Genomic DNA, 26,169 nt, shown 5'->3' on the forward strand with positions numbered 1-26,169 from the left:
CACTTACCGTTGATCAGTTGCAGCCGCCTACAAGGCGGCGGATAGCAAAAACGACACAAGTCCGGATTCTCGAGTGCAACCCGACTCGAGCGGGACCAGGCGAGGTGCACGGTAGCTGGACGCGAGGGCAGAAACCGCAATGTCAACTCGGAAGGATCCGGGTATTCCATGTTGCGGCGAGCACTAATCCAAGAAAGCTCCGGATGCATCGCAAACGGTTGCATTGACCGACGTTGATCGGTATCAAGTCCTTCGGCCTCCCCACCCATAGATTCTCGTTTTACAAGAAGCGGCGCGACCTCACGCGAAGACCACAGCGCCGCAACATTCGCTTTGCATGGGGAACAGTTGTGGATACGAACGACGCAGTCCGCACGGCAGAAGCTGGGCAGAAAAGGACAGCCAGTGGGCGTGGTTCGACGATGGAAACCGCACGTTGTCTTAATCCGGCGGTTGCGAGGTAGCGCGATGACATTCGTTTCGACGCTACCGTCGCTGCAGGTGGAGTATTTCCACCTATTCAATGCGCTCGTCGTGATCACATGTGTGGTCATCGAAGTGATCTATCCCATGCATCTGAACCCGAATGCGAGCGGCCCGGTCCGTTCGATTCTGGGCGATCTGCGAAACATGCACGTGATCGGGCCGCAAGAGTATCTGCCGTTCGTGTACCTGATTCGAAACGACGGCGGTCAACTCCAGGCAGCCCGACGTCCGCTCCCGATACGGCTCGATGCCGCGTTGACGCACCGCGAGACAATTCGCAGAATCACGAGACTGGAACGGCGATGACACGTGCGCGCTACCCCGGCGCACCGCAAGGTGCGACGATGCCCCGCATCTTTTGGCAAATGGTACAGAGGCGATTGCGATTCATGCCGTTTATGGCCAACAAGGATGATCGAACGGAATCGGACGATTCAACGGGGCTGACCAGCACGCTTTGGCAAGCATTGACGGCATCGTCACTAGTCTTCACGGTGTCCGGCACCACGATTGCGCTCATCATGGTCAGCCTGTGTGCGGTCGTGCTGTATGAAAGCCGGCAGGATGCGCTGGATCATACGCGCGAAACCCTGCGCAATATCGCAGTGATCGCCCAGCGAGACATCGAACGCAATCTCGATTTGTACGAGCTATCGCTGCAAGCTGTGGTCGACGGGCTGCAAAAACCCGAAGTGATGGCACTACCAAGCGAGCTGCGTCGTGGCGTCTTGTTCGACAGGGCTGCTACGGCCAAGCATCTCGGCTCCGTGCTGGTGCTGGACAAAGCCGGCAACATCATCTTCGACGCCGCGAACAATGTCCCTCGCAAAGGAAATTTTTCTGACCGACCGTATTTCACCGTCCAACGTGACAATCCGCACATTGGGCTTTATATCAGCGACCCGTATCAATCGCGATTGCGAGGCGGCAAGGCAAGCATCGCATTGAGCCGTCGGCTTTCCCATCCGGATGGATCGTTCGCCGGCATTGTGCTGATGGCAATCAACATCGACTACTTTCATGAACTCTTTTCCGGATTGTCGCTGGGCCCTCACGGCTCGATGGCGTTGATCGGCAAGAACGGTGTAATGATCATGCGCCAGCCATACGATCCGCGGATTATCGGACGGGACATCAGTACGGCAAACACCTTCCAGCATTTCATCGCTGCGCCTCAGGGGAGTTTCAGCGAGCGGGCCTCGATCGACGAAACACAGCGCCTCTACTGGTTCCAGAATTTTCCGAACGCACCACTGATCCTCATGGTCGCGGCCGGTGAACAGGACATCTATGCGGCATGGCGTCGACGCGCGATCACGATAGGTTCGCTGATGCTGGCATTCGCCGGCGCGTTCATCACGCTTTCCGCCTTGTTTGGCGTGCAACTGCGCAGACGGATCCAGGCGGAGTCGGAGTTGCGACTGCTGGCCCGTACCGATGGGCTGACGGGCCTGAGCAATCGCCGCAGCTTCGGCGAGATCCTTGAACGCGAATGGCGACGTGCGATACGAACTCGCAGTGTCCTATCGCTCCTGTTCGTCGATATCGACCGATTCAAGTCATACAACGACACCTATGGTCATCAGTCGGGCGACGATGTGCTTGTCGTGGTGGCGAAATGCATTTCGGATAACGTTTGTCGGCCGACCGACACTGCCGCGCGTTACGGAGGCGAGGAGTTTGTCATCGTCCTGCCTGATACCTCGGCATCGGGTGCCACTGAGATTGCAGAGAAAATTCGACGCTCGATCTTCGAGCGTCGAATCGAGCATGCCGGCAGCGAGTATGGACGCGTAACGGCAAGTATCGGTGTCGTGAGTCGGCAGCCGCAGGCGGACGACGAATCAAGTGTCGTCATCAAGGCTGCCGACGAGGCACTCTATCACGCGAAATCGACAGGTCGGAACAAGGTATCAGGATTGGAAGGCGCGTAAGTTTCGTATGCCATCTTGCGCTTCGCAAGCGCATGATTTCGGCCAAATTCCGGGAACGACGCGAACAGATCGTATGGTATGTATGCATGCTGCGCGATCAGTTTTTGGCACCTTTTCTAGCGCAGATCGCGTAGCCTCCAACCATCCCTGCGTTTCCCGAAAGAAGTCGGTCGAAATGTCGACGGCGTATACCAGCGGATCTTTCGCTTCCGTCTCCGAACGACTACTCCCCTCACGCGTTTCATCTGTCGATTCGACGTTTCTCGTTGATCGGGATCAAATGGGAACAGGGCGTGCGGCGATAAATAGTTCTCAGTGGCGCGTCCCCGATCGCACCGGCCGGGAACGACTCTTCAATGCAAGCAGATCTCCGCGTCGCGGCTCACGCATGCGGCGTTACGAGATCCGCGATTGCCGACGGTACGCCTTCCGATGCAAACCGCACCCGAGCATGATCCCGCTGCCGGCGCCCCGCTCCACGGGCATGTCGTCGCCATTCGTGGAGCGGTCGTCGACCTGGCCTTTCCGTCCGGCAAGCTTCCGCCGCTGGACACGTCGCTTTCGATTGAAAGCGACGACGGCCGTGAAATCGTCGCCGAAGTGCAAGCGCACCTGGATGAACGAACGGTGCGCGCACTGGCCATGCAGTCGACGAACGGGTTGCCGCGAGGCTTGCGCGTGACTGCGTCGGGCCAGCCGATATCCGTTCCCGTGGGCAACGCAATGCTCGGGCGTCTGATCGACGTGATCGGCACGCCTGGCGACCGCGGCCAGACACTTCCCGGCGATGTGCCGCGACGCCCCATCCACCAGCCACCGCCTCCCCTGTCGGCACAGGACGGCGCAACCGGCATGTTTGCAACCGGCATCAAGGTCATCGACCTCCTTGCTCCCCTCGCCCGCGGCGGCAAGGCCGCGATGTTTGGCGGCGCAGGCGTGGGCAAGACCGTTCTCGTGATGGAATTGATCCATGCAATGGTCGAGCACTACAAGGGCATTTCCGTATTCGCCGGCGTGGGTGAACGATCGAGAGAGGGGCACGAATTGCTGCAGGACATGCAGCGCTCTGGCGTGCTGCCAAGGACGGTGCTCGTATACGGCCAGATGAACGAGCCCCCCGGTGCGCGCTGGCGGGTGCCGCTGACGGCCTTGACCATCGCCGAGTACTTTCGCGACGAACAGCGCCAGAACGTGTTGCTGCTGATGGATAACGTCTTCCGCTTCGTCCAGGCCGGCGCGGAAGTCTCGGGCCTGCTCGGGCGCATGCCGTCGCGTGTCGGCTACCAGCCGACGCTGGCCACCGAAGTGGCCGCGCTGCAGGAGCGCATCGTCTCGGTCGGCGGGGTGTCGATTACGGCAATCGAAGCCGTCTACGTGCCGGCGGACGACTTTACCGACCCCGCCGTGACGACAATCGCCGCGCATGTCGACAGCATGGTCGTACTGTCGCGCGCGATGGCAGCCGAAGGCATGTATCCGGCGATCGATCCGATCGCATCGTCGTCGATCCTGCTCGACCCGCTCATTGTCGGCGCGGAACACGTGGCCGTTGCGACCGAAGTGAGGCGCACCATCGAACACTACCGGGAATTGCAGGACGTCATCTCGCTGCTCGGCATCGAGGAACTGGGCGCCGACGATCGTCGCGTCGTCGGTCGGGCGCGGCGCCTGCAACGTTTTCTGACGCAACCGTTTTCGGTTACCGAGGCGTTTACAGGCGTGGCCGGGCGTTCCGTCGCGATCGACGAAACCCTCGAGGGGTGCAAGGCCATTCTCCGCGGCGAATGCGACATCTGGCACGAAAAGTCGCTGTACATGGTCGGCACCCTGGACGAAGCGCGTGCGCGCGAGCGAGGCGCATCATGAACACGGCGCTGCGCGTTACGATCGCCGCACCGTCCGGATTGCTGGTCGACAGCGCCGACGTCGTCGCATTCCGCGGGGAGGATGCAACCGGCAGCTTCGGTATCCTGCCCGGCCATGCGGACTTCCTGACCGTACTGGTGCCCTGCGTGCTGCGCTGGCGCACCGCCGACGGCCAGCGGCGCTTCTGTGCCGTGAGCGGCGGAATACTGCGCGTCGTCGACGGGCAGCACGTCAGTATCGCGTGTCGTGCGGGCGAGCTCGGCGACGCGCTCGAGACGCTCGAGACGCAGGCGCGCGCGACGCGCGAAGCACGCCTCGACGCGGCACGCCGGGCGCGGGTCGAGCAGACACGCCTCAACGCCCGGGCGATCCGCCAGATCCTCAAGTACCTGCGCCCTGGCGCGACGGGAGCCGCCACACGAGCGGACGGCGCCAACGAGGGCGGCAATCATGGCTAGACGTCAAGAACCGGCGCCCCGCCGCGACGATCATCCGCCGGATCACGCTCGCAAGCGGAACGGGCATCCCCTCGAGCGTACCGCCCGACAGGCGCTGCAACGCGACCGGAAGGCCCGGGACGTGCCGGAGCCTAGCCTCGGGGCGAGGCTAGGCCAGATCGGCATTCTCGGCTGGACGATCGTCGTCCCCACCCTGCTGTGCCTGTGGGGCGGGCACTGGCTCGATCGCCGGTTCGGCACCGGCGTGTTCTTTTCGGCACCGCTTCTGATGGTGGGCGCTGCGATCGGCTTGTGGTCCGCGTGGCGCTGGATGCATCGCCAAGGCTCGGAGGATTGAATCATGCTGTCGATCCCCGCACTTTCCTCTTCACTGCAGATTGCCACGGGCGGCACGGCCGGCGTCATCGCCGGTGCCGCGTATTTCGCGGCCCTCCATGTGAACGCGCGCTGGTATGCGCATCACGCGTTGGGGGCCGCCCTCGTCATGCAGGTGCTGCGATTCGGGCTGCTCGCGCTGATGCTCTACGGTCTCGCCCGGCTCGGCTCCGCCGCCTTGCTGAGCGGACTGGCCGGCATTGTCGTCGCACGCCACGTCGCGACCCGGCTTCTGGAGCGTACGCCATGATTCATTCGCCGCTCGTCACGGAACCGCTCGTCCGCATTGGCTTCGTATCGATCTCCGCGCCCGTGCTGACCACGTGGTGCATGATGGTGCTGATCGTCGGCGCAGCGTGGGCAATACGAAAGCGCCTGTCGCTGACTCCCACGAAGCTGCAGGCCATACTGGAGCTGCTCGTCATCTCGCTGGATGACCAGATCCACGACACGATCCAGGCCGACCCCACGCGCTATCGCGCGTTGATCGGAACGTTGTTCGTGTTCATCCTGGCCTGCAACTGGTCCGGCGTGATTCCGGGCGTCGAGCCGCCCACCGCGCACCTTGAAACGGATGCCGCCCTCGCCGCCGTCGTGTTCGGCTCGACCGTCTACTACGGCATACGATCGCGCGGGGTGCTCCGCTATCTCGCATCGTTCGCCGAACCTGCATGGATCATGATCCCCCTCAATCTGATCGAACAGATCACCCGTACCTTTTCGCTGGTCGTCCGTCTGTTCGGCAACGTGATGAGCGGCGTCTTCGTGATCGGCATCGTCCTCTCGCTGGCGGGATTGCTGGTGCCGATCCCGCTGATGGCGCTCGACCTGCTGACTGGCGCGGTTCAGGCCTATATCTTTACCGTGCTCGCGGCCGTATTCATCGGCGCCGCGCTCGGCGACGAAACCACGACCGTGTCGCATCCACCGCAAGGAGCATCATGACCAACTGGATTCAACTCGTCAGCATCGTCGCGGCGACGATCGCCGTCTCATTCGGCGCCATCGGCCCCGCGCTCGCGGAGGGGCGTGCCGTCGCCGCCGCGATGGATGCGCTGGCACGGCAGCCCGAGTCGGCCGGCGCGATTTCGCGCACGCTGTTCGTCGGCCTGGCGATGATCGAGACGATGGCGATCTACTGCCTCGTCGTGGCGCTGCTTGTGCTGTTCGCAAACCCATTCACCAAGTAGGCGTGCGATGCGCATCGACTGGTGGACACTCGGCTTCCAGACCGTCAACGTGCTGGTGCTCGTGTGGCTCATGTCACGGTTCCTGTTCAAGCCGCTAGCGAAGATCATGGCGGATCGCCAGCAGGCCGTGGCGGCGCTGATGCAGGATGCCGCCGCCGCGCGCGACGCGGCCGAGCACGATCGCAAGCAAATCACCGGCCAGGTTGCGGAACTGGATGCGCTGCGCATGCAGCGGTTGAATGACATGTCCGCCGAAGCGGAGCGCCTCAAATCGTCGCTTCTGGCCGCCGCACGCGCCGAAGCCGACGCGTTGCGTGCATCGGCCGCCGCGGAAATCGAAGCCATGCGGCAACGCGCGTCGCGCGGCAACGCGGCGCAGGCTGCCGGATTCGCACTGGAGATCGCGTCCCGGTTGCTTGCACGACTCCCGCGCGACGGGCAAATCAGCGGATTCGTCGCGCCGCTTGCCGATGCCGTGCGTGCATTGCCCGACGCGCATCGCCAACAGCTCGGCCAACAACGTGAAGCGCTGCATCTGGTCGCGCCGCGCGCGCTCGATGACGGTGAACTGACACATTGCCGCGAGGCGCTTGCGACTGCGTTGGGCCACGAAGCGGCCCTGCAGGTCGACGTCGATCCGGCATTGATTGCCGGACTCGAGCTCACCGGTCAGCACGTCATCGTGCGGAACAGTTTTCGACACGATCTGGACACTCTGAAAGCCGAACTGCTGGCGCATGACGATGAACGACACGACTGATGCGACGAACGATGCGTGGTTGATGCGCGGCCGGGCAGCGCTGGCACGACTCGATCTTGCGCCGCAGGTCGAGATAGTCGGGCGCGTCGAGCATGTCGCGGATGGCATGGCGCGCGTGAGCGGACTACCGCGCGTCCGGCTGAACGAACTGTTGCGCTTCGACAGCGGCCAACTCGGGTTCGTGCTCACGCTCGACGCCGATACTTTGAGCTGCGTTCTGCTCGACGGAAGCGAGCGCATCGCCGCTGGCACGCGCGTTTCGGGTACGGGGCGCGTCGTCGAGGTACCCGTCGGCCCGACCCTGCTGGGCCGTGTGATCGATCCGCTCGGCAGGCCGCTCGATCGCGGCGCCCCGCCGGATTCCACGCTGTCGTTTCCCGTCGAACGACCGGCTCCGGCCGTCGTCGAACGTGCGCTGGTGTCGCAGCCGATCGAAACCGGCGTCCTGCTGATCGACGCGCTGTTTGCCATCGGCCGCGGCCAGCGCGAGCTGATCATCGGCGATCGGGCGACCGGCAAGACCTCCATTGCCATCGACACGATCGTCAACCAGAAGCATTCGGATGTGGTGTGCGTCTACGTGGCGATCGGCCAGCGTGCGACCGCTGTCGAGCGCGTGATCGACGCGGTGCGGCAGCATGGTGCGCCTGAGCGATGCATTTTCGTGGTTGCATCGGCGGCCGATCCTCCCGGCCTGCAGTGGATCGCGCCGTTCGCGGCATTCAGCATCGCGGAATACTTTCGGGACCGCGGCGAGCATGCGCTGATCGTGATCGACGATCTGACCAAGCATGCGGCGACCCATCGCGAACTGGCGCTGCTTGTGCGGGAACCGCCGGGGCGAGAGGCGTACCCCGGCGACATCTTCTATCTGCATGCCCGGCTGCTGGAGCGGGCCGCGCAACTGTCGCCGGAACAAGGCGGCGGTTCGCTGACCGCGATACCGATTGCCGAGACGGATGCGGGCAATCTTGCCGCGTACATCCCGACGAACCTGATCTCGATCACGGACGGGCAGATCGTGCTCGATGCGCGCCTGTTCGCCGCCAACCAGCGCCCTGCCATCGACGTCGGGCTGAGTGTCAGCCGAGTAGGCGGCAAAGCTCAAATGCCGGCCATGCGTGCGGCCTCCGGAAGGCTGCGGCTCGATTACGCACAGTTCATCGAACTCGAGATGTTTACGCGCTTCGGGGGCCTGAGCGATGCGCGCGTGAAGGCGCAGATCGTGCGCGGCGAACGCATTCGATCGCTGATCGCGCAGCCGCGCTTCTCGCCGCTACGGCCGATCGACGAAACGGCGCTCCTGCTTGCGCTGGCCGACGGCGTATTCGATACGTACCCGCCGGACGCCGTGGCCGGGATCCGCGATGCGCTGCCGGCCCGTCTCGATGCCATGGGCATCGCGGCAAAGCTGGGCCCGGCACTGCAGGCGGCGGAATTGACCGACGATGACCGGCGCGCTCTCGTGAACATCATCCGGAATCTCGCGGATGGGGAACGTACGGCAGGAGATACGCTTGAGCAACCGGATCGGTGACGTCCAGACGCGCCTGGACACGGTCCGGGAACTGGCGTCCGTCGTGACGGCGATGCGCGGCATCGCCGCAGCGCGCGTGCGCGAGGCGTTTGCGCGCCTGCCCGGCATCCGCGCCTGTGCCGGCGAGATAGGCGCCGCGATTGCCGACGCGATGACGCTTGCACGCCCGCCGGAGCCGGAGCCGACGTCGCCGCCGAATGACGCTGCAACGGGCGCAATGGTCGTGGTCGTGCTCGGTGCCGAACAGGGGTTCGTCGGCACCTTCAATCATCGCATCATGCAAGCCGCGCAAGCGGCCGCCACGGACTGCGCCGAGTACTTCGTGATCGGCGAGCGTGCCGGGCTTGTCGCGACGGAGTTCGGCCTGCCCGTCGCATGGACGGCCGGGATGATCGTCCATGCGGACGCCGTGGACGAACTTGCCGACAGGATCGTCAACGCCCTGTACCACCGCCTCGGAACCGGCGGCGTGTCGCGCGTGGCGCTCGTGCACGGGTCGCCCGAGGCGGTCGGCACATCGGAAATCGTCGCAACGTCGCTGCTGCCGTTCGACTTCCGGCGATTCAAACCCGTGGTTCGCCCTTTCGCGCCGCTGATCGCATTGCCAGTTCTCCATCTGCAGGAACGGCTGGTGGAGGAATACGTGTACACGCAGATCTGCGAAGCGCTCGTCCTCTCCTTCGGCGCTGAAAACGAGGCGCGCATGCGGGCGATGATCGCGGCTCGACGCAACATCGACGAAACCGCTCGAGACTTGACGAGGGAGTACCAGCATCTGCGTCAGGAGCAAATCACGACGGAAATCGTCGAACTGTCGATTGCCGACGGCGGCCACCCCGCATGATCGGTTGACGTGCATCAAGGCTGCACGCACGGACAAACCTAGACTGGATCATGGCCCTCGTCAGAGGGCGAACCACAGGAGTCTGCCGTGCGCATCACCGTTCATCTCGACACGTTCGCGCATGCCGGCCCTGCGGCGTATGCGATCGTCTGGCTCGATTTCGACGAGTACAAGTGGTCGTGCGAGGGGCACGACGCCATGGCCATGCCGTCATGGGGCACGCTTGCGCGGGCCGGCAACGGCATCCGGCTTGCCGCACCCGATTCCGACCACCCGCTCATCGTCCTCGACGACTTCCTGTCCGCCAATGCCAAAGCGCCGCCAACCGGAGCATCCGGCATCGCACGCTGGTACCGGCACGCGCACCACACGCAAGAAGCCGGCCGCTGGCATGTGCAGTGCATCGATACCGAACAGGCCGAACCCGAGCACCGGCTGTTTGCCGACGATGCAAGCTGAGCCCGTCGCACAAGCCGTGCCCGCTAGCGGCATGGCTGGCACCGCGCGCCGTGTCGGCATTGCGTGATTTCGGCCGGCGACGGTCGGCATCCCGCCCTCAACCCGTACCATCAGACGAACCGCCGGCCAGAGGTCGCGCGCGAAGCGCTAGGCTTCCGTTTCCGGAATCGCATTCACGATCATCGAGAACAACTTGCCGAGATCGTCCTCGAGTTTGACGCCGTCGAATGGATCGCGATTCGCGCCGAACGCGCTGTCGAGGTCCGCCCAGTCCTCGTCGGTCAGCAGACTTCTGGCGGCAGGCAGTATCACCATCTCCTCCACCCGCCGGTGAGCAGAATAGAAGTCGGCATAGGCATCCACCAGCGCCACCAGCGCCGGAAGTGCGGGCGTGCTGAGTCTCCAGCTCGTCAAGGAGACTGTCGAACTCGGACGTCGCATCGCGCAAGGGTGCGAACAGGTAGCGTTCCTCTTTCGGATGATGAACCTGTTCCGGGTACTCCCGAATGTAAAAGAGCATTGCCCTCAAAACCATGAGACCCGGAACGGCCTTGCCCGCCTCCAGCAGATGGGCAAAGCGCTGCATGCCGTCGATTACGGCAGACAGCCGTTCGTGCTCTTGGAGAATGACGGTGATCGCGCCACGTGGTTTTAACGACGACATATTCCACCCCATCGAGATAGGCGAAATGCGCTGGCGATCGATTGATCGACCGGCCGCCGCGGATGCGCGGCGAACCCATTGGCCAGTGCCCACAGCATCAATCTTGCTCGGCTGCCGCCCGACATCATAGTCGGCCGGCGCCATGGCCTTGAGAGAGATCAACGACTGTGCCGACACGTCCTGCGATCGATCCGCCGTGCCAGGCGGGCACGCCGCATGCCAGGCTCAGGCTCCGCGAATCGGCCGATCGGCGATCGACTTGAATCGCACGTCGCACGACGGCGGCACGGTTCGTGCGCGCCGGCCCGGTTTGTGCGACGCCCCGTCTGCAACGCAGGTAGCCAGCGTCATGCAGCCGTTCGCTCGCCTTGTCTTCTGATTTGCGTCAACCGTCGATCGAGCGCCGCGCATAACGTATTGACACGACGTCGCGCCCGTCTTGGGGATTGCATGATCGGACGCGCGCATTCCAGCTTCCGCGATTCCTCGGCACTTTCATGACCGCTGCCCTGATCTTCCTGAATGTCGCCGTTTTCCTCGTCGAACTGGGCGGCCCGCAGCCGCTCATCGACCTGTTCGCCCTTTGGCCTCTCCAGCCATCCGGCGAGCCCGGGACGGCACCGTTCCATGTGTGGCAATTGCTGACCTACAGCGTGCTGCACGCGAGCATCGCGCACGTCGCATTCAACATGTTCGGTCTGTACATGTTCGGGCGCGACGTCGAGCGTGTGCTCGGGCGCGCGCGCTTTCTCGGGCTGTATCTGGCGAGTGTCCTCGCGGGCGGCCTCACGCAGATCGCCGTCCTGTCGGCGGCGCCGCCGTCCGGCACCCCGACCATCGGCGCGTCGGCAGGCGTGTTCGGCATACTCGTCAGCTATGCGGTGCTGTTTCCGCAGCGGCGGGTCGTGCTGCTGTTTCCGCCGATTCCGATGCCGGCGTGGCTGTTCGCCACCGGATACGCATTGGTCGAGTTGCTGTCGGGCGTGAGCGGCGACACGAGCGGCATCGCGCATTTCGCGCATCTCGGCGGGATGCTCGGTGCGATCGTGTGTCTCGCGTTTCGGGCACGCGACGCGAGACGCTCGCAATGAGCAAACCTGGGCACGGCATCACGCCGCTGTCGACAGCAACAGTGCGCCTGCCAGGCCCGTACCCGTCATCGCGAGCACACCTCACGCGACGACGCGCAGCGCGCCGCGCCAGGCCGGCGCGCCGCCCAGCCTGGCGGAGACGGTACCGACCACCGCGAGCGCGACGAGCGTGACGCCCGCAACGCTTTCGACAACTCGCGGCTGCGGCGCGACGAAACCGGCGACGAGCGGCCCGAGCGCGCCCGCGGCAAAGCTCTCGCTCGACGCCAGCGCCGCCATGACCGGGCGTGCGGACAACGCGTCCGAGATACCGACGTCATCGCGCAGATGCGCGGTGAGCGCATCGTGATCCATCAACTGCCGCGCCACCTGTCGGGCGAACTCCGGTTCCAGCCCGCGCTGCGCATAGATATCCGCGAGTTCGGCCAGCTCGTCGTCGTAGTCGTCCCGCAACGCGCGGCGTTCGATATCGATGTCGGCGCGCTCGATGTCCGCCTGGGCACTCACCGACACGTACTCGCCGGCGCCCATCGACAACACGCCGGCCACGAGCCCGGCCACGCCTGCGGTGAGGATCTCGCGCGGATGCGACCGGGCGGCAGCGACGCCGATCATCAGGCTCGACATCGACAGCAGACCGTCGTTCGCGCCAAGCACGGCTGCCCTGAGCCATCCCGAGCGATGCGTGCGATGTATATGTCCGGTCACGTCGGTGCCCCACCGCGGTCAACGGCCGAAGGTGCGCGTATGGTCATCGTAGTCGAACAGCCCTGCATAGCGCCCCCAGTCGATCACGACGCGCAGCGCCTGGTCCGCGTTGCGCGGGTCGAGGTGATCCTCCAGCTCCAGCTCGAAGCGTTCGCGCGGCGCGCGGTGCCCCTCGCGCTCGCCCAGCACCTCGTCGATATGCGCGGCAAGCGGGACGAACCGGGCGAGATGCTCGCGAAACAAGCGCCGCCGGGCATCGTCGTCGCTGCGCGCGAACAGGTGTCCCGCCGCGCTCAGCCGGATCGTCCGCTCATGCCATTCGGCGAACGCGAGAAGATGAAGCCCCGCCACGGTCGGATAAAGCGCGTCGATTCGAAGTGCGAGCGCCGACGCGATCCCGCCGAGCTCGGCATGCCCGTCGTACGGCGCGGCCGCCAGCAGTTCAATCAAGCCGGCGAGATGATGGCTCGATACATCGGGAAGCGCCATGGCGAGCGTGTTCCACGATGCGTCCCTGCCCTCCTTCGTGTCGGCGATGCGCGCGGTCAGCGTCGCGTAGATCTGTCCGACGATCGCCTGAAAGGCCGGGTCGCGCCGGTTGCGCGGGCGAGGCAACGGCACGTTCAGCATCGCCTCGATACGCGCCGGGCCGGCGCCGAGCACCTGGATCCGGTCACACATGAGCACGGCTTCCTCGATGTTGTGCGTGACCATCATCACGGCCCTGATCGACAATTGATGCGCATCCCACAGATCGAGAAAATCGGTGCGCAGCGTTTCCGCCGTCAGCACATCGAGCGCGGAAAACGGCTCGTCCATCAGCAGGAGTTCAGGCTCGCTGACGAGCGCACGCGCGAAACCGACCCGCTGGCGCATGCCGCCCGACAACTCGCGCGGAAACGCCGATTCGAAACCGTCGAGACCGATCAGCTCGATCGCGGCGTTCGCCCGGGCGCGCGCATCGCGCGGCGCGATGTCCAGTGCATCGAGGCCGAGTTCCACGTTCTCGATCACGGTCAGCCACGGATACAGCGCGAACGTCTGGAACACCACGGCGATGCCGTCCATCGGGCCCGCGAGCGGCGCGCCGCGATATCGCACCGTTCCCGACGACGGCTCGGCCAGACCGGCCGCCATGCGCAACAGCGTGGACTTGCCCGAACCCGAGCGCCCCAGCAGGCCCAGGATCTCGCCCTCGCGCAGCGTTAGGTCGATATCCGCAAGGACGTGCAGCGGTTCGCCCGACGGTTTCGTGAAGGATTTGCACACGTTCGTCAGTTCGAGCACGGTCGCGCCCGTGCCTGCGAGCGGCGCGGCTTCGCGTGCCGTTTCGGGTTCGTCGAGGTTCGCCACGTGTGTCTCCGTCGAGGGTATCCGGTCAGTCGAGCCGCGTGCGACGCGCCGCGAGCGCATACATCGGCCGCCACACCAGCCGGTTGGTCGCGACGACGATCAGCGACATGATCGCGACGCCGAGCGCGATGCGCGGAAAATCGCCGGCATCGGTCATGCGCGCGATGTAGGCGCCGAGGCCGCCGGCGTCGAGGCGCGTATTGCCCCAACTGACGGCCTCGGTGACGATGCTCGCATTCCACGCGCCGCCGGATGCGGTGATCGCGCCTGTCACGAAGTACGGAAAGATGCCCGGCAGCATCACGCGGCGCCACCAGGTCCGCTGCCTGACCCGGAAACTCCGGGCCGCTTCGCGCAGATCGGCCGGAAACGCGCTCGCACCCGCGATCACGTTGAACAGGACGTACCACTGCGTGCCCAGTATCATCAGCGGACACAGCCAGGGGTCGGGGGCGAGCCGGAAATGCACGATCGCGAACACCGCGACCGGGAACAGCAGGTTGGCCGGGAACGCGGCCAGGAATTGCGTGACGGGCTGGATGTACGTGGCGAGCCTGGGTCGCAGGCCGATCATGGTGCCGATCGGTACCCAAACCAGCGACGCCGATACGACCAGCACCATCACGCGAACGAACGTAAGCGCGCCGGCGTGAGCGACGGCGGACAGATCGGCCCAGGTCAGCGTCGAGCGGCCGGCGCGAAACAGCACGACCGCAGCGTACGCGCATCCGGCACCGCCCAGCGCCAGCCAAAGTGCATCGCCGGCCCGTCGGGACAACACGATCGGGTTGCGCCACGGCAGCGCGACCCCGCGCAGCCGCGCATGGGCGATACGGCGCAGCAGCACGCCCGCCGGGCGGCATGCCATCGTCACCCACCGCGAACGCCGGAACAAATCGAGCACCCAGCTGTGCGCCCCGCCCTGCACCTCGGCATCCCCGTAGCGGAACTTCTCCGCCCAAGTCACGAGCGGCCGGAACAGCAACTGGTCGTACAGCACGATCGCGATGCTCATCGCGACGATCGCCCAGCCTACCGCGACGAGGTTGCGGTTCGCGATCGCCTGCGCGACATAGGCGCCGACGCCCGGCAGATCGACGTGCAGGGCGCCTACCGCGATCGCCTCCGACGCAACCACGAAGAACCAGCCGCCGGACATCGACATCATCGCGTTCCAGACGAGGCCCGGTATCGCGAACGGGACGTCGAGCCGCCAGAAGCGCTGCCAGGCAGACAGCCGGAAGCTGCGGCTCGCCTCGTCGAGGTCGAGCGGCACCGTGCGCAACGCCTGGTAGAAACTGAACGTCATGTTCCAGGCCTGACTCGTGAAGATCGCGAAGATCGCCGCGCACTCGGCACCCAGCATGCGCCCCGGAAACAGCGACAGGAAGAACAGCACGGTAAACGACAGGTAGCCGAGTATCGGTACCGATTGCAGCACGTCGAGCAGCGGGATCAGCACCCGTTCTGCCCGGCGGCTCCTGGCCGCAGCGGTCGCATAGACGAACGTGAACGCGAGCGACGCGACCAGCGCCGCGAACATCCGGGCGACGGTGCGCAACGTATATTCGGGCAATACAGCGGGCGACAGCGAGATGGCCGGCGGATGCGCGATGGTCAGCGGCCCGGCCATCTGGCGCGCGGCAATGCCGGCCAGCAGCAGGAAGCCCGACACGAGCAATGCCGCGGCGATGTCGCTCCAGCCCGGTGCAGGCAACGTCCACCGCCCTCCCCGCAACACCTCTGCATGGTGCTCCACGACGCTTCTCCCGCGATGATGGCGGTTTATCTTCGCGAAGGGGCCGACCGGCGCGCTTGACCTGCGTCAACCGTCGCGCGACGGTATCGTTTTCGGAGGCGCTGCCTGTCGGTGCCGATCGTCGCGCGCTGCACGGCGCCGCGTAGCGGACAGGCGGTTGACGTGCATCAAGCGCGCAAGACGGCCGACTGCAAAAATGTATCCCGACCGTTGTACCCACCCTCGCGGCGAGCCTTCGTATGAACGACACATCGCGTTGCGCCCCCGTCGTCGAAACCGACCGGCTGACCCGGCGTTTCGGCGCGCTGTGCGCGGTCGACGAACTGACGCTGACGGTGAAGCCCGGCGAAGCGCTTGGCCTGCTCGGCCGCAACGGCGCGGGCAAGACGACGGCGATCAAGATGCTGGCCACGCTGCTTCCGCCCACGTCCGGCCGTGCGACCGTCGCCGGCTTCGACATCGTGAACGACGCCGGGTCGGTGCGCCGTGCGATCGGCTACGTGCCGCAGGCGCTGTCGGCGGACGGCGACCTGACCGGCTACGAAAACCTGCTCGTGTTCGCAAAGCTGTACGACCTGCCGCGCGCGGAGCGGACGTCGCGGATTCGCGACGCGCTGGCGTTCATGGAGCTTTCGGAATTCGGCGACAAGCTCGTGAAGACCTATTCCGGCGGCATGATCCGTCGGCTCGAGATCGCGCAGTCGACGCTGCATCGCCCGCAAGTGCTGTTTCTCGACGAGCCCACGGTCGGGCTCGATCCGATCGCGCGGGCCACGGTCTGGACGCTGGTGGAGCGGCTGCGGTCCGAGTACCGCAGCGCGGTCCTGTTGACGACGCATTACCTCGACGAAGCCGAGCAGATGTGCGACCGCGTTGCGATCATGAGCCGCGGCCGCGTGACGGCGATCGGATCGACGCGCGAACTGGCCGCCCGCGTGCGGCCCGGCGCGACGTTCGAGGACGCGTTCGAGCACTTCACGCGCGATGAAGCCCGTTCGGAAGGATCCTACGATGAAATCTCGCAGACTCGCCGCACTTCCCAGCGGCTCGGCTGAAACCGGCGCTGTCGCGCATACCGGCGCGCGGGGGCCGAGGCCGATCCGCCGCACGGCCGGATTCTTGACGAAGACGCTGGCGATCGCCGACATGGAGATCCGCAAGCTGCGCCACGATCCGACCGAACTCGCCACGCGTGCGATCCAGCCCGCGCTGTGGTTGCTGATCTTCGGGCAGGTGATGAGTCGGGCTCGCGCGATCGAGACGGCGGACATGCGCTACCTCGATTTCCTGACGCCGGGGATTCTCGCGCAGAGCGTGCTGTTCATCGCGATCTTCAACGGCATCTCGATCATCTGGGAACGGGATCTGGGGATCGTGCACAAGTTTCTCGCGACGCCGACGCCGCGCGCAGCGCTGGTGATGGGCAAGGCGCTCGGCGGCGGTGCCCGTGCGCTGGTCCAGGCCGCCGTGGTCATGGCGCTCGGCGCGATGCTCGGCGTGCACATGCGCTACGATCCGGTCGCGCTCGCCGGCCTCGTGCTGTTCGTCGTGCTCGGCGCGGCGGTCTTCTCGACGTTCTCGCTGATCATTGCCTGCCTCGTGAAAACGCGCGAGCGCTTCATGGGGGTCGGGCAGGTACTGACCATGCCGCTCTTCTTCGCGAGCAATGCGATCTATCCGACCGCGATGATGCCGCGCGCGCTGCAGGTCGTCGCGCACCTGAACCCGCTCAGCTACCAGGTCGATGCGCTTCGTCTTCTGCTGCTGCCCGGCTACGGCGCGATCGCGCATATCGGGCTGGCGCAGGATTTTGCCGTTCTCGCCGGTACGCTCGTGTTTCTGGTAGTCGTCAGCGCGCGGATTTATCCGCACATTGCACGCTGACGCGCGATCGCCGCAGGCACCGTCACCGGGCGGACAAAGTCGCGCCGGGCCCGCTACCCGCGCTGTTTTTCCTCGAAATACGGCTGGCGTGCCGCGACGAGGCGCAACTCGTCGAGCAACGCCGCCGCCGCACGCAACAGATCGTCGAGGGCAACGATGCCGACCAGTTCGCCGTCATCGCCGACGACCGGAAGCCGGCGTACGCCATGCTGCCGCATGCGCTTGGCGAGCAGCCAGACATCGTCGCCGCCGTTTGCGATCGCGACGGGTTCCGACATGATGTCCCCGACGAACAGCGATCCCGCTTCGGCATCCGGGCTCACCACGGCGAGCACGATGTCGCGATCGGTCACCATGCCGACCGGCAGCAGGCATCCCTCCTGTTCACGCACCACGACCAGATCGCCGGCGTGCGCGTCGCGCATCCGTCTGGCTGCCTCGGCGACCGTGATCGTTGCGAAACACGTGGCGACATCGCGAGTGCAGAGCATCGCAGCATTCATGTCATCTCCTGGTTGTTCCGGGTGGCGCGGATCGTCACCTCAGTGCGGACGCCTTGCCCGTCGATCGGCGCCTGCCTTGCTCCGGACCGATGGCTTCGCGCATGCCGCACGCCGCACGCCGCACGCCGCATGCCGTGCGCCGCATGCCGTGCGCCGGCCACGCAGCATCGAACGCAAGCCGCCATTCGTGCAACGAATCCACGCGCGAGGTCAAAGTCACGCAGCCGTCCCGGAAGGTGATGCCGACGTGTCTCGCTTGTTGCGATCCGATAACAACAACGGTAGGCGCCGCGCCGCCGGCATGAATTGACGCAGGTCAGCGCGAAAGCCCGTGCGAGCGCCCGGAAGATGTCATAGTCCAACGCAGCGCCGTTATAGCCTCGCAGCGGCTTCGATCCGCCCGGTTCGATGAGGCGCAGGACGATCCGGCGTTCTCGATGCAGGTCGGCAATCGATCGACGATGATCGGGATATCCGCGCGAACTTCAGTCGGAACGCCTCCGCAAGAACCGGAGCGACCGTATTGGCGGCCTTGCGGCTGACCTGAATCGGGAACGGGTGCCGCGGGCCGCGCTCGGCTGCGCTTGACGTCGGTCAACGGCTGCAGCCGGTCGTTTCGTACGCTCTGGATCGGGTGCGCGTCGATTGCGCCCGGCCATAGAAAGGAGTCCGACCATGGTGACCGTGCTTACGCTCAGATCAATCCGTCTCGCAGCCGTCGTCGTAACGGCCGGATTCGTCGTATCGGTTCACGCGCAGAATCCGGGGGCAGCACCATCCGGCGCACCGTCGCCGGACGTCGACGCGACATCCGAACGCGCACCGCCGGCCACCGCCCCAACGTCGGGAAACAGCGATTACGGAAAAACGCGCGCACAGGTCAAGCGCGAGCTGGAGCAGGCCAGAAGGATTGGCGAAATGGAGCGCAGCACCCGGTTTTTCAGTGGCGGCAGTTGACCATGGCGAAACGACGCGGCCGCATACCGCGCCTGCCCGGCGGATTCAGTACAGCAGAAACGGCAAGCGCGCTTGCGCGAACGCCGCCGCCTGCACGTCGACGACCCGTTCGATGTCGTCGAGCGGCTGCCCCGCTTCCAGCATGTCCGCCACGTCGCGCGAACCGACCGATGCGCGAATCGCATCGATCCGGAACAGTTCGGGATACCGACGGTGCAAAACGAGCGCGACTGCGAGCCCGATTTCGCCGGGTTTTGCCGCGCCGGGCAGTCGCACGATGCGCACGCCCTCGCACGGTACACCGCGATAGGGGCCCTCCGCCGGCACGAAGCGAACCGGTGCGAAATTCGCGCCGAGCCGCATCGAACGAAGTTCGTCGGCGAGCGCATGGCCGTCGATCCACGGCGCGCCGACCACACCGAATGGCGTCGCGGTACCGCGCCCGACACTGATCGACGCACCTTCGACGAGCCCCGTATCGGGATATAACGACAGCGCGCCGGCATCGCGCAAGTTCGGCGACGGCGGTACCCAGCCCAGCCCGGTGGCGTCGAAGCGCATCGCACGCGCGTAGTGCGCCATCGGCACCACCGTCAGCGCGGCGCCGATTCGCAGCCGTTCGTTGAACAGGCGCGCGAGTTCGCCGATCGTCATCCCGTGTTGAAGCGGCAGCGGGTAATAGCCGGTGAACGTAACCGGCCCCGGATCGGCCGCCGGACCGCCGACGACATCCGCGCCCAGCGGATCGGGACGGTCCAGCACGAGCACCGGACGATGCGCGGCGGCCGCCGCCTCGAGCGCGTAGCCGAGCGTGGCCAGGTAAGTGAAGAAACGTACACCGGCATCCTGCAGATCGATCACCAGGACATCGGCGTCGGCGAGCCACCCGGGGGCGATCCGGCGCCGGCTGCCGTAGAGGCTGTGAACAGCCACACCGGTCGCGGCATCGGTCGTGTCGCCGAACGTTTCATCGACGTCCGTGCCGAGCCCGTGCTCGGGTGCGAACAGTGCAACGAGCCGTGCGCCCGGCGCGTGCGCGAGCAGGTCGGCGGTGCGCGTGCCGAACCGGTCGAAGCCGCTGCGATTCGTGAGCAGCGCGATGCGCTTGTCGGCCACGGCCGCGAATCCGCTCGCCGCGAGCACGTCGATGCCGGCCAGCACCGGACCGTGCGATGCCGGCAGCCGGCCGGCACGGGCGACGCCCTCGGCCATCGCGGGGGCGCGCGCCGCGATCTGCGACGACGTCACGGGCCCCGCCTCGCTAGATACGATGCCGAGCACCAGCTCGCGCAGCGGTGCGGCCGTGCCGGTTTCATCGGGATACAGCCGGCTCGTCAGCACGACCGCGAAGCGGCGCGTCACCGGATCGATCCACAGGGCCGTGCCCGTATAGCCGAGATGCTGCAACGCACCGACCGGGGGCAACCGGTAGCGGTTCGCGACGAGCGGCGCCGCGACGGCCCAGCCGGTCGTGCGCAGGTCGCCTTCGGCATCGAGTGTGGCCGGCGTCTCGAGCGTCGCAACGCTGGCGCGGCTCAGCACGCGTGTTGAACCAAGTGTGCCGCCATTCAGCAGCATGCGTGCGAAGCGCGCGAGATCGTCGGCGCTTGCGAACAGGCCCGCATTGCCCGCCACATCGCCCATCGCGGCGGCGATCGGGTCGTGCACGCGCCCCCTGAGCAGGCGGCCGTCCCGGACGATCGTGGGGGCGATGCGCGCGAGCCGGGATTCGGGCGGCCGAAATGCGGTGCTGATCATCCCGAGTGGCGCGAACAGGTGCATCGCGCACCACGTGTCGAGCGGCTGTCGCGACACGCGCTCGACGATCTCGCCGAGCACCACGTAGTTGACGTCGCTGTACCGCACGCGCGTTCCGGGCCGCGCGTGGGGCGCCATCGCCGCGATCTCGGCCAGCACGGCCGCGCGACCGTGCAGCGCGCGAGACGACACGCCGGCCGGCAGGCCGGACGTATGCGCGAGCAACTGTCGAACCGTGATGTCCGCCTTGCCGCGCGCGGCGAACGCCGGCCAGTAGCGTGCGGCCGGCGTGTCGAGATTGAGCTGGCCGCGCTCCTCTAGCTGCATGACGGCGACAGCCGTCGCCACGGGCTTCGTCAGCGACGCGAGATCGAAAACGGTATCGGCCGTCATCGCCTCGGCGGCCGCGCCCGTCACCCGCAAGCCACGGGCGACGCGTACGCGCACGCCGTCGGCATCGCCCGTCACGACGACAGCGCCGGCAAGATGACGATCGGCGATCTCGGCGGCAATGGCTGCGTCGATCGCGGCGGCCGGCGGCAGCGCCGCGGTCGCATCTGCGTCCGCCCGCGCGCCGGCGGGTGCCAGCGCGAGCAGCAGCGCGCCGGTCAGCGCGGCAGCGCAGCGGGATCGTAGCGGTTGCGCGGATTCCACAGCATCCACCCGTCCGTGCCTGCGGCGTCGGCCGCATCCGCTTGCGCACGGATCTCGTCGACATCGAACGCACGATGATCGAACGCATAGTCGCGAAACGCCTGCAGCCAGGGCCGGAAACGCACCCCATCGAGGCCGGTGCGGCGCTTCGCCTCCTCCAGCGACCGGGAAACGATCTCGCCGGGGTGGCCGGTGGGTTCCCGGCAGCCCGGCAATCCCCACGTGAACCCGGACGGATACAGCATCGGCGAAATGTAGTCGACGACCCGCCCGAACGTCTCGAGCCGCTGCCCGATCGAGGTGTCGTTGAAATTCCAGCAGACGTAGCCGAAGATGTCCGCCGACACATAGAGGTTGTACGGCCGCAGGCGCTCGTGCGCCCCCGCCAGGAACCCCGTGATCGCCGCCACCCGGTTGGCCTCGGTGTTGGGTTCGCCGAACCGCAGGCCGTTGGCGTCGGGAAAGCGCAGGTAGTCGAACTGGATCTCGTCGAAGCCGATCCGGGCCGCCTCCTCCGCGACGTCGTAGTTGTGTTCCCACGCCGCACGCACGGTCGGATCGATCCAGCGCTGGTGTTCGCGATCGCGCCAGATCTCGCCGGCCGCATCGTGCACGGCCCATTCGGGATGCGCGCGGGCCAGCGGGTCGTCCTTGAACACGACGATGCGCGCGATCACGTACAGGCCGCGCGCATGGAACGTCGCGAGCAGCGCCGACAGATCCGCGGGGCGCCGCTCGCCGCCGGCGACCGGGTCCGCCGCGCCGGCGATTTCCCGCGCGAGGCTGCGGTAAGGCGTCATCCCGCTGTCGCCCTTCACGTCGATCACGAGCGCGTTGATGGCCGTCCTGCCCTGCAGCGCCAGCACCGCATCGCGCAGCGTCCGGTCATTGACGCCGTAAGCCGACAGATAGACGGCCTTCGGGCGCAGTGCCGTCATGCGGATCGTGCGGGAAACGTCATGTCCGTCCAGCGTGATCGCCGCGCGCGCATAGCCCGGCGTCCGCACGCTCACGTTTGCCGCGCTGCCGTCCGCCGGCACCGTGAACTTGCCGGCGGCATCGGCAATTCGTCCCGCGCCGGCCGCGTAGCCGATCGCACCGGCCAGCGGGCGGCCGCTCGCCGCGTCGACGACCGTGATCGTCACGGTCGCCGTCTCCGCATGCGCGGAGAACCCGACGAAAAGCAGAACGATCCATACGAGCATGCGGTTAGCCATGGTTGCCTCCGTCGGTGCGCAGCAGGGCGTTCATGCAGCGTGTGTCGCATGCATCGGTCATCAGATAGCGCGGCAGCGCCATCGGCGGGTCGGTCATGCGCACCGGCCGCGCATCGATCGTGAACGCGGCGACATAGCCGTCGCGCTTGGCAAGCTGGTCCGTTTCCGTGTCGTGGACACCGAACGGCCAGGCCAGCAGCCGGACCGGCTTGCCGATTTCGGCTTCGAGCCGATCACGGGAGCGGCTCAATTGCCCGGAGACGAAGCGCCGGAAATCGTCAGGCGTTCGCCGCGCGCGCTCGGTCGCGAAATTGGGATGCCAGTACGTATGGGATTCGATGTCTAATGCCTCCGAACCGGCGAGCGTGCGCAATTGATCCCACGTCATTGCATAGCGGGCGTTGGAAATCGCCGACGGATAGATGAACAGCGTGACCGGCACCGGATGCTGCGCAAGGATCGGGCGCAGCACGTCGAAGACGGAGCGATGGCCGTCGTCGACCGTGATCGCGACGGCGCGCGGCGGAATCGCGCCGGCGTCGCCGGCATGCCAGCGCACGACGTCGGCGAGCGGCACGATCCGGTAGCCGGCCGCGTCGATTGCCCGCAACTGGTCGCGGAACGTGTCCGTCCGCACCGTCATCGAATCCAGCCGCTCGCTCGCAAACCGGTGATAAACGAGGATCAGCACGCGCGGCGACAACGGCGCGACGTCGCCGCCGAACACGGCCGACGGCGCGAATGACAGCAGGAACAGGCAGACGATCAACCGGACGGTCACGATGCACCTCGCACAAAACCCGTCCCTCATTCTTGCCAATCGCACGGTGCGCGCGTTGAGTCAGATCAATCGGCGACGAGGTGCGTGCGGTGCATCGTGATCCATCAACTGCCGAGCCAGCTGCTGATTCCGGCCCGCGCGGCTCTTGGATTTTCTCGGGTTCGGCAAGCTTGTCGTCATGGTCCTCCTGCCCTGCGCAGCGTTCGAGGTCGATGTCAGTCCGCGTTGGCCTGCGTTGGGAATCTCCGTGGCGCAACCCGGCAATCGGCAATCCGCGTGCCGTATTCGCCGGCCGATCGTTGCACCGGCTTGATACCGATCAAACGCGGCGGGGCGACTCACCGTACGGTGGATGAAGGGCGATTCGCCGCGAAGCGCACCGTCTTCCATGCGGCACGGCCACTTTCAGGAGCGTTGCATGACTCAAGCCGACCGAACTTCCCCCGCCCCGCTTTCCGACGCATTGCTGCATCGCATGAACGCGTGGTGGCGGGCCGCCAACTATCTGTCGGTCGGGCAGATCTACCTGCTCGACAATCCATTGCTTCGCGAGCCCCTGCAGATCGCGCACGTCAAGCCGCGCCTGCTCGGACACTGGGGCACGACGCCGGGACTGAACTTCATCTACGCCCATCTGAACCGCGTGATCAACGCACGCGACCTGGACGTGCTCTTCATCGCCGGACCGGGCCACGGCGGCCCCGGCGTGCTCGCCAACGCCTGGCTCGAAGGGGTTTACAGCGACGCCTATCCGAACGTGCCGCAAACCGCGGAAGGCATGGCGGCGCTGTTCCGCCAGTTCAGCTTCCCCGGCGGCGTACCGAGCCACGTCGCGCCTCAGACGCCAGGTTCCATTCACGAAGGGGGCGAACTGGGCTACTCGCTGTCGCATGCGTTCGGCGCGGCCTTCGATCATCCGGGACTGATCGTCGCCTGCGTCGTGGGCGACGGCGAGGCGGAAACCGGACCGCTCGCGACCGCCTGGCATTCGAACAAATTCCTCAATCCGGCATCGGACGGCGCGGTGCTGCCCATCCTGCATTTGAACGGTTACAAGATCGCCAGTCCATCGATCCTGGGCCGCATCGAACAGGACGAACTGGAGAGCCTGCTGATCGGCTATGGTTATCGGCCGCTGTTCGTCTCGGGTGACGAGCCGATGGCCACGCACCAGCGCATGGCGGCCGCGCTTGACGACGCGCTGGACGACATCCGCGACATCCAGAACCGGGCGCGCGGCGGAGGCGACCTTGCCCGTCCTCGCTGGCCGATGATCGTGCTGCGCACGCCCAAGGGCTGGACCGGCCCGAAGCTTGTCGATGGACTGAAAACGGAGGGGCACTTCCGTTCGCATCAGGTGCCGATCGCCGACCTGAAGCAACCGGGGCACCTGCAATTGCTGGAAGCCTGGCTGAACAGCTATCGCCCTGACGAACTGTTCGACGCGGACGGGCGTCCATGCGCGGCGATCCGGTCGCTAGCGCCGGCCGGATCGCGCAGAATGAGCGCGAATCCGGTCGCGAACGGCGGCGGCGAAGCGCGCGAGTTACGGATGCCGGATTTCACCCGCCACGCGGTGGCAGTGCCCGCACCAGGGCAGGTCGACGCGCAGGCCACGCGCGTGATGGGCGGCTTCCTGCGCGACGTGATGTCCGCAAATCTGGCCGACCGGACCTTTCGCGTGTTCGGCCCGGACGAAACGGAGTCCAACCGCTTGTCGGCTGTATTCGACGTAACCGCGCGCACCTGGATGGCTGCCACCGATCCTGACGACGTCCAGCTCGCGCCCGACGGCCGGGTCATGGAGATGCTCAGCGAGCACACCTGCCAGGGCTGGCTCGAAGGCTATCTGCTGACCGGCCGGCACGGGCTCATGTCGTGCTACGAGGCGTTCATTCATATCGTGGATTCGATGTTCAACCAGCATGCAAAGTGGTTGAAGGCGTGCCGCGAAATCCGTTGGCGCAGGCCGCTGCCGTCGCTCAACTACTTGCTGACATCGCACGTCTGGCGGCAGGACCACAATGGCTTCAGCCACCAGGATCCGGGTTTCGTCGATTTTGCGGTCAACAAGAAAGCCGACACGGTGCGCGTCTATCTGCCTCCCGACGCGAACACCTTGCTGGTCGTCACGGATCACGCACTGCGCACATGGAACCGGATAAACGTCATCGTCGCCGGTAAGCAGCCTGCGCCGCAATGGCTGGATCTGGATGCCGCGATCCGGCATTGCAGCACAGGTGCCGGCATCTGGGAATGGGCGAGCAGCGACGGCGAACCGGATGTCGTGATGGCCTGCGCCGGAGATGTGCCGACGCTCGAGACACTGGCCGCCGTCGACCTGCTGCGCACCCATCTGCCGGCGTTGCACGTCCGGGTCGTCAACGTCGTCGACCTGATGACACTGGAGCCTGCCGACGTTCATCCGCACGGGTTGAGTGACGCGGATTTCGACGCGATGTTCACGACCGACCGGCCGGTGATATTCGCGCATCACAGCTACCCCGCCTTGATTCACCGGCTGACCTATCGCCGCACCAATCACGCGAATTTCCATGTGCACGGTTTCATCGAGGAAGGAACGACCACGACACCGTTCGACATGACGGTCCTCAATCGGGTCGACCGGTTCCATCTGTGCGAGGCCGTGCTCAATCACATCGGCGAACACGGGCAGCCGGGCACGCATCTCAGACAGTACCTGCGTGACAGGTTGGTCGAGCATCGACGCCATGTGGACCGTTACGGCGACGACCTGCCGGAAATCCGTGATTGGCGCTGGCACGCGACGCCGGGAGGCCGAAACCCGATGCTGTGAGTTCATATCCGACGGGAGTCGGTTACAGCTCGGGTCCGATCGCGAACCCCGGCCGTGCGCCCTGTCGCAGTCCGGCCGACGGACAAACCGCCCGTCGGCCGGTAGCGACGCGC

General features: G+C 66.0%; 25 protein-coding genes and 1 pseudogene. 17 read left to right on the forward strand and 9 right to left on the reverse strand.

Features of this window, described 5'->3' with window-relative positions; genetic code table 11:
- The first annotated feature begins 468 nt into the window (after nucleotides 1-468).
- The 12 genes from HWX87_RS38100 to HWX87_RS24740 all read left to right on the forward strand — a co-directional run bounded on the left by HWX87_RS38100 (nucleotide 469) and on the right by HWX87_RS24740 (nucleotide 9,909).
- Nucleotides 469-792 carry a hypothetical protein gene (locus tag HWX87_RS38100; RefSeq protein ID WP_244137739.1) on the forward strand — a complete coding sequence of 108 codons (324 nt, stop codon included), beginning with the start codon at nucleotides 469-471 and terminating at the stop codon, nucleotides 790-792.
- Nucleotides 789-2,420 (forward strand): sensor domain-containing diguanylate cyclase, encoded by a 1,632-nt coding sequence (locus HWX87_RS24690; RefSeq protein ID WP_244137740.1) that lies wholly within the window; start codon nucleotides 789-791, stop codon nucleotides 2,418-2,420. The genes HWX87_RS38100 and HWX87_RS24690 overlap by 4 nt, the downstream gene beginning before the upstream one ends.
- Before the next feature lie 432 nt (nucleotides 2,421-2,852).
- Nucleotides 2,853-4,286: a F0F1 ATP synthase subunit beta gene (gene atpD, locus HWX87_RS24695; RefSeq protein ID WP_176049711.1), complete on the forward strand. Its 1,434-nt coding sequence runs from the start codon at nucleotides 2,853-2,855 to the stop codon at nucleotides 4,284-4,286.
- The gene (locus HWX87_RS24700) at nucleotides 4,283-4,744 is read left to right on the forward strand and encodes a F0F1 ATP synthase subunit epsilon (protein WP_176049712.1); all 462 of its coding nucleotides are present in this window, start codon (nucleotides 4,283-4,285) and stop codon (nucleotides 4,742-4,744) included. Before atpD ends, HWX87_RS24700 begins: the two co-directional genes overlap by 4 nt.
- Nucleotides 4,683-5,081 carry an AtpZ/AtpI family protein gene (locus tag HWX87_RS24705; RefSeq protein ID WP_244137753.1) on the forward strand — a complete coding sequence of 133 codons (399 nt, stop codon included), beginning with the start codon at nucleotides 4,683-4,685 and terminating at the stop codon, nucleotides 5,079-5,081. Before HWX87_RS24700 ends, HWX87_RS24705 begins: the two co-directional genes overlap by 62 nt.
- Before the next feature lie 3 nt (nucleotides 5,082-5,084).
- Nucleotides 5,085-5,369 carry an ATP synthase subunit I gene (locus HWX87_RS24710; RefSeq protein ID WP_176049714.1) on the forward strand — a complete coding sequence of 95 codons (285 nt, stop codon included), beginning with the start codon at nucleotides 5,085-5,087 and terminating at the stop codon, nucleotides 5,367-5,369.
- Complete coding sequence (locus tag HWX87_RS24715) at nucleotides 5,366-6,064, forward strand: F0F1 ATP synthase subunit A (protein WP_176049715.1); 699 nt, start codon at nucleotides 5,366-5,368, stop codon at nucleotides 6,062-6,064. The genes HWX87_RS24710 and HWX87_RS24715 overlap by 4 nt, the downstream gene beginning before the upstream one ends.
- Nucleotides 6,061-6,309 (forward strand): F0F1 ATP synthase subunit C, encoded by a 249-nt coding sequence (locus HWX87_RS24720; protein WP_175828812.1) that lies wholly within the window; start codon nucleotides 6,061-6,063, stop codon nucleotides 6,307-6,309. Before HWX87_RS24715 ends, HWX87_RS24720 begins: the two co-directional genes overlap by 4 nt.
- 7 nt (nucleotides 6,310-6,316) lie before the next feature.
- On the forward strand, nucleotides 6,317-7,069 hold the full coding sequence (locus HWX87_RS24725) for a F0F1 ATP synthase subunit B (RefSeq protein WP_176049716.1): 753 nt from the start codon (nucleotides 6,317-6,319) through the stop codon (nucleotides 7,067-7,069).
- On the forward strand, nucleotides 7,053-8,606 hold the full coding sequence (locus HWX87_RS24730) for a F0F1 ATP synthase subunit alpha (protein WP_176049717.1): 1,554 nt from the start codon (nucleotides 7,053-7,055) through the stop codon (nucleotides 8,604-8,606). Before HWX87_RS24725 ends, HWX87_RS24730 begins: the two co-directional genes overlap by 17 nt.
- Nucleotides 8,587-9,450, forward strand: coding sequence for a FoF1 ATP synthase subunit gamma (locus tag HWX87_RS24735; RefSeq protein ID WP_176049718.1), 864 nt, complete (start codon nucleotides 8,587-8,589; stop codon nucleotides 9,448-9,450). The genes HWX87_RS24730 and HWX87_RS24735 overlap by 20 nt, the downstream gene beginning before the upstream one ends.
- Nucleotides 9,451-9,537: 87 nt before the next feature.
- The gene (locus tag HWX87_RS24740) at nucleotides 9,538-9,909 is read left to right on the forward strand and encodes a DUF3564 family protein (protein WP_176049719.1); all 372 of its coding nucleotides are present in this window, start codon (nucleotides 9,538-9,540) and stop codon (nucleotides 9,907-9,909) included.
- Between the two features lie 147 nt (nucleotides 9,910-10,056).
- Here HWX87_RS24740 and HWX87_RS38345 read toward each other — a convergent pair whose 3' ends face one another.
- A complete protein-coding gene (locus HWX87_RS38345) occupies nucleotides 10,057-10,323 on the reverse strand; it encodes a hypothetical protein (RefSeq protein ID WP_347880184.1) in 267 nt (88 codons plus the stop codon).
- Between the two features lie 31 nt (nucleotides 10,324-10,354).
- A pseudogene (locus HWX87_RS38350) lies at nucleotides 10,355-10,717 on the reverse strand (hypothetical protein); the annotation flags it as partial.
- 353 nt (nucleotides 10,718-11,070) lie between these two features.
- On the opposite strand from HWX87_RS38350, the gene HWX87_RS24750 reads away from it, so the two are divergent.
- Nucleotides 11,071-11,664 (forward strand): rhomboid family intramembrane serine protease, encoded by a 594-nt coding sequence (locus tag HWX87_RS24750; RefSeq protein WP_176049720.1) that lies wholly within the window; start codon nucleotides 11,071-11,073, stop codon nucleotides 11,662-11,664.
- Between the two features lie 81 nt (nucleotides 11,665-11,745).
- Here the strand turns inward: HWX87_RS24750 and HWX87_RS24755 are convergent, their stop codons facing one another.
- From HWX87_RS24755 to HWX87_RS24765, 3 genes are all read right to left on the reverse strand, one after another.
- Complete coding sequence (locus tag HWX87_RS24755) at nucleotides 11,746-12,372, reverse strand: VIT family protein (protein WP_279612977.1); 627 nt, start codon at nucleotides 12,370-12,372, stop codon at nucleotides 11,746-11,748.
- Between the two features lie 18 nt (nucleotides 12,373-12,390).
- Nucleotides 12,391-13,659 carry a nitrate/sulfonate/bicarbonate ABC transporter ATP-binding protein gene (locus HWX87_RS24760; protein ID WP_244137754.1) on the reverse strand — a complete coding sequence of 423 codons (1,269 nt, stop codon included), beginning with the start codon at nucleotides 13,657-13,659 and terminating at the stop codon, nucleotides 12,391-12,393.
- Between the two features lie 91 nt (nucleotides 13,660-13,750).
- The gene (locus tag HWX87_RS24765; RefSeq protein WP_176049723.1) at nucleotides 13,751-15,484 is read right to left on the reverse strand and encodes an ABC transporter permease subunit; all 1,734 of its coding nucleotides are present in this window, start codon (nucleotides 15,482-15,484) and stop codon (nucleotides 13,751-13,753) included.
- 239 nt (nucleotides 15,485-15,723) lie between these two features.
- Here HWX87_RS24765 and HWX87_RS24770 point away from each other — a divergent pair, with 239 nt between their 5' ends.
- Nucleotides 15,724-16,539 carry an ATP-binding cassette domain-containing protein gene (locus HWX87_RS24770; protein ID WP_176049724.1) on the forward strand — a complete coding sequence of 272 codons (816 nt, stop codon included), beginning with the start codon at nucleotides 15,724-15,726 and terminating at the stop codon, nucleotides 16,537-16,539.
- Between the two features lie 64 nt (nucleotides 16,540-16,603).
- On the forward strand, nucleotides 16,604-17,368 hold the full coding sequence (locus tag HWX87_RS24775; RefSeq protein ID WP_244137741.1) for an ABC transporter permease: 765 nt from the start codon (nucleotides 16,604-16,606) through the stop codon (nucleotides 17,366-17,368).
- 53 nt (nucleotides 17,369-17,421) lie between these two features.
- On the opposite strand, the gene HWX87_RS24780 is transcribed toward HWX87_RS24775, so the two are convergent.
- Nucleotides 17,422-17,871 (reverse strand): CBS domain-containing protein, encoded by a 450-nt coding sequence (locus tag HWX87_RS24780; protein WP_176049726.1) that lies wholly within the window; start codon nucleotides 17,869-17,871, stop codon nucleotides 17,422-17,424.
- 675 nt (nucleotides 17,872-18,546) lie between these two features.
- Here HWX87_RS24780 and HWX87_RS24785 point away from each other — a divergent pair.
- Entirely contained in the window at nucleotides 18,547-18,828 is a 282-nt protein-coding gene (locus HWX87_RS24785; protein ID WP_175828822.1) for a DUF4148 domain-containing protein, read from the forward strand.
- Nucleotides 18,829-18,873: 45 nt separating this feature from the next.
- On the opposite strand, the gene HWX87_RS24790 is transcribed toward HWX87_RS24785, so the two are convergent.
- Genes HWX87_RS24790 through HWX87_RS24800 form a run of 3 tightly spaced genes read right to left on the reverse strand, consistent with a single transcriptional unit; the run spans nucleotide 18,874 to nucleotide 23,238 of the window.
- Nucleotides 18,874-21,240, reverse strand: coding sequence for a serine hydrolase (locus tag HWX87_RS24790; protein ID WP_176049845.1), 2,367 nt, complete (start codon nucleotides 21,238-21,240; stop codon nucleotides 18,874-18,876).
- Nucleotides 21,195-22,457, reverse strand: a complete 1,263-nt coding sequence (locus HWX87_RS24795) for a putative glycoside hydrolase (RefSeq protein WP_176049727.1) — start codon at nucleotides 22,455-22,457, stop codon at nucleotides 21,195-21,197. Before HWX87_RS24795 ends, HWX87_RS24790 begins: the two co-directional genes overlap by 46 nt.
- Nucleotides 22,450-23,238 carry a polysaccharide deacetylase family protein gene (locus tag HWX87_RS24800; protein WP_244137742.1) on the reverse strand — a complete coding sequence of 263 codons (789 nt, stop codon included), beginning with the start codon at nucleotides 23,236-23,238 and terminating at the stop codon, nucleotides 22,450-22,452. The genes HWX87_RS24795 and HWX87_RS24800 overlap by 8 nt, the downstream gene beginning before the upstream one ends.
- 418 nt (nucleotides 23,239-23,656) lie before the next feature.
- Here HWX87_RS24800 and HWX87_RS24805 point away from each other — a divergent pair, with 418 nt between their 5' ends.
- A complete protein-coding gene (locus HWX87_RS24805; protein ID WP_176049729.1) occupies nucleotides 23,657-26,056 on the forward strand; it encodes a phosphoketolase family protein in 2,400 nt (799 codons plus the stop codon).
- Nucleotides 26,057-26,169 lie beyond the last annotated feature (113 nt).

This window comes from Burkholderia sp. BCC1644, from assembly GCF_902833225.1.
Classification (GTDB): Bacteria; Pseudomonadota; Gammaproteobacteria; order Burkholderiales; family Burkholderiaceae; genus Burkholderia.

Bases quoted from the DNA above. Each gene is read 5' to 3' on its own strand.
- HWX87_RS38100 (WP_244137739.1), top strand. From the start codon at position 469: ATGACATTCGTTTCGACGCTACCGTCGCTGCAGGTGGAGTATTTCCAC.
- HWX87_RS24690 (WP_244137740.1), top strand. From the start codon at position 789: ATGACACGTGCGCGCTACCCCGGCGCACCGCAAGGTGCGACGATGCCC.
- atpD (WP_176049711.1), top strand. From the start codon at position 2,853: ATGCAAACCGCACCCGAGCATGATCCCGCTGCCGGCGCCCCGCTCCAC.
- HWX87_RS24700 (WP_176049712.1), top strand. From the start codon at position 4,283: ATGAACACGGCGCTGCGCGTTACGATCGCCGCACCGTCCGGATTGCTG.
- HWX87_RS24710 (WP_176049714.1), top strand. From the start codon at position 5,085: ATGCTGTCGATCCCCGCACTTTCCTCTTCACTGCAGATTGCCACGGGC.
- HWX87_RS24715 (WP_176049715.1), top strand. From the start codon at position 5,366: ATGATTCATTCGCCGCTCGTCACGGAACCGCTCGTCCGCATTGGCTTC.
- HWX87_RS24720 (WP_175828812.1), top strand. From the start codon at position 6,061: ATGACCAACTGGATTCAACTCGTCAGCATCGTCGCGGCGACGATCGCC.
- HWX87_RS24725 (WP_176049716.1), top strand. From the start codon at position 6,317: ATGCGCATCGACTGGTGGACACTCGGCTTCCAGACCGTCAACGTGCTG.
- HWX87_RS24730 (WP_176049717.1), top strand. From the start codon at position 7,053: ATGAACGACACGACTGATGCGACGAACGATGCGTGGTTGATGCGCGGC.
- HWX87_RS24750 (WP_176049720.1), top strand. From the start codon at position 11,071: ATGACCGCTGCCCTGATCTTCCTGAATGTCGCCGTTTTCCTCGTCGAA.
- HWX87_RS24770 (WP_176049724.1), top strand. From the start codon at position 15,724: ATGAACGACACATCGCGTTGCGCCCCCGTCGTCGAAACCGACCGGCTG.
- HWX87_RS24780 (WP_176049726.1), bottom strand. From the start codon at position 17,871: ATGAATGCTGCGATGCTCTGCACTCGCGATGTCGCCACGTGTTTCGCA.
- HWX87_RS24785 (WP_175828822.1), top strand. From the start codon at position 18,547: ATGGTGACCGTGCTTACGCTCAGATCAATCCGTCTCGCAGCCGTCGTC.
- HWX87_RS24795 (WP_176049727.1), bottom strand. From the start codon at position 22,457: ATGGCTAACCGCATGCTCGTATGGATCGTTCTGCTTTTCGTCGGGTTC.
- HWX87_RS24805 (WP_176049729.1), top strand. From the start codon at position 23,657: ATGACTCAAGCCGACCGAACTTCCCCCGCCCCGCTTTCCGACGCATTG.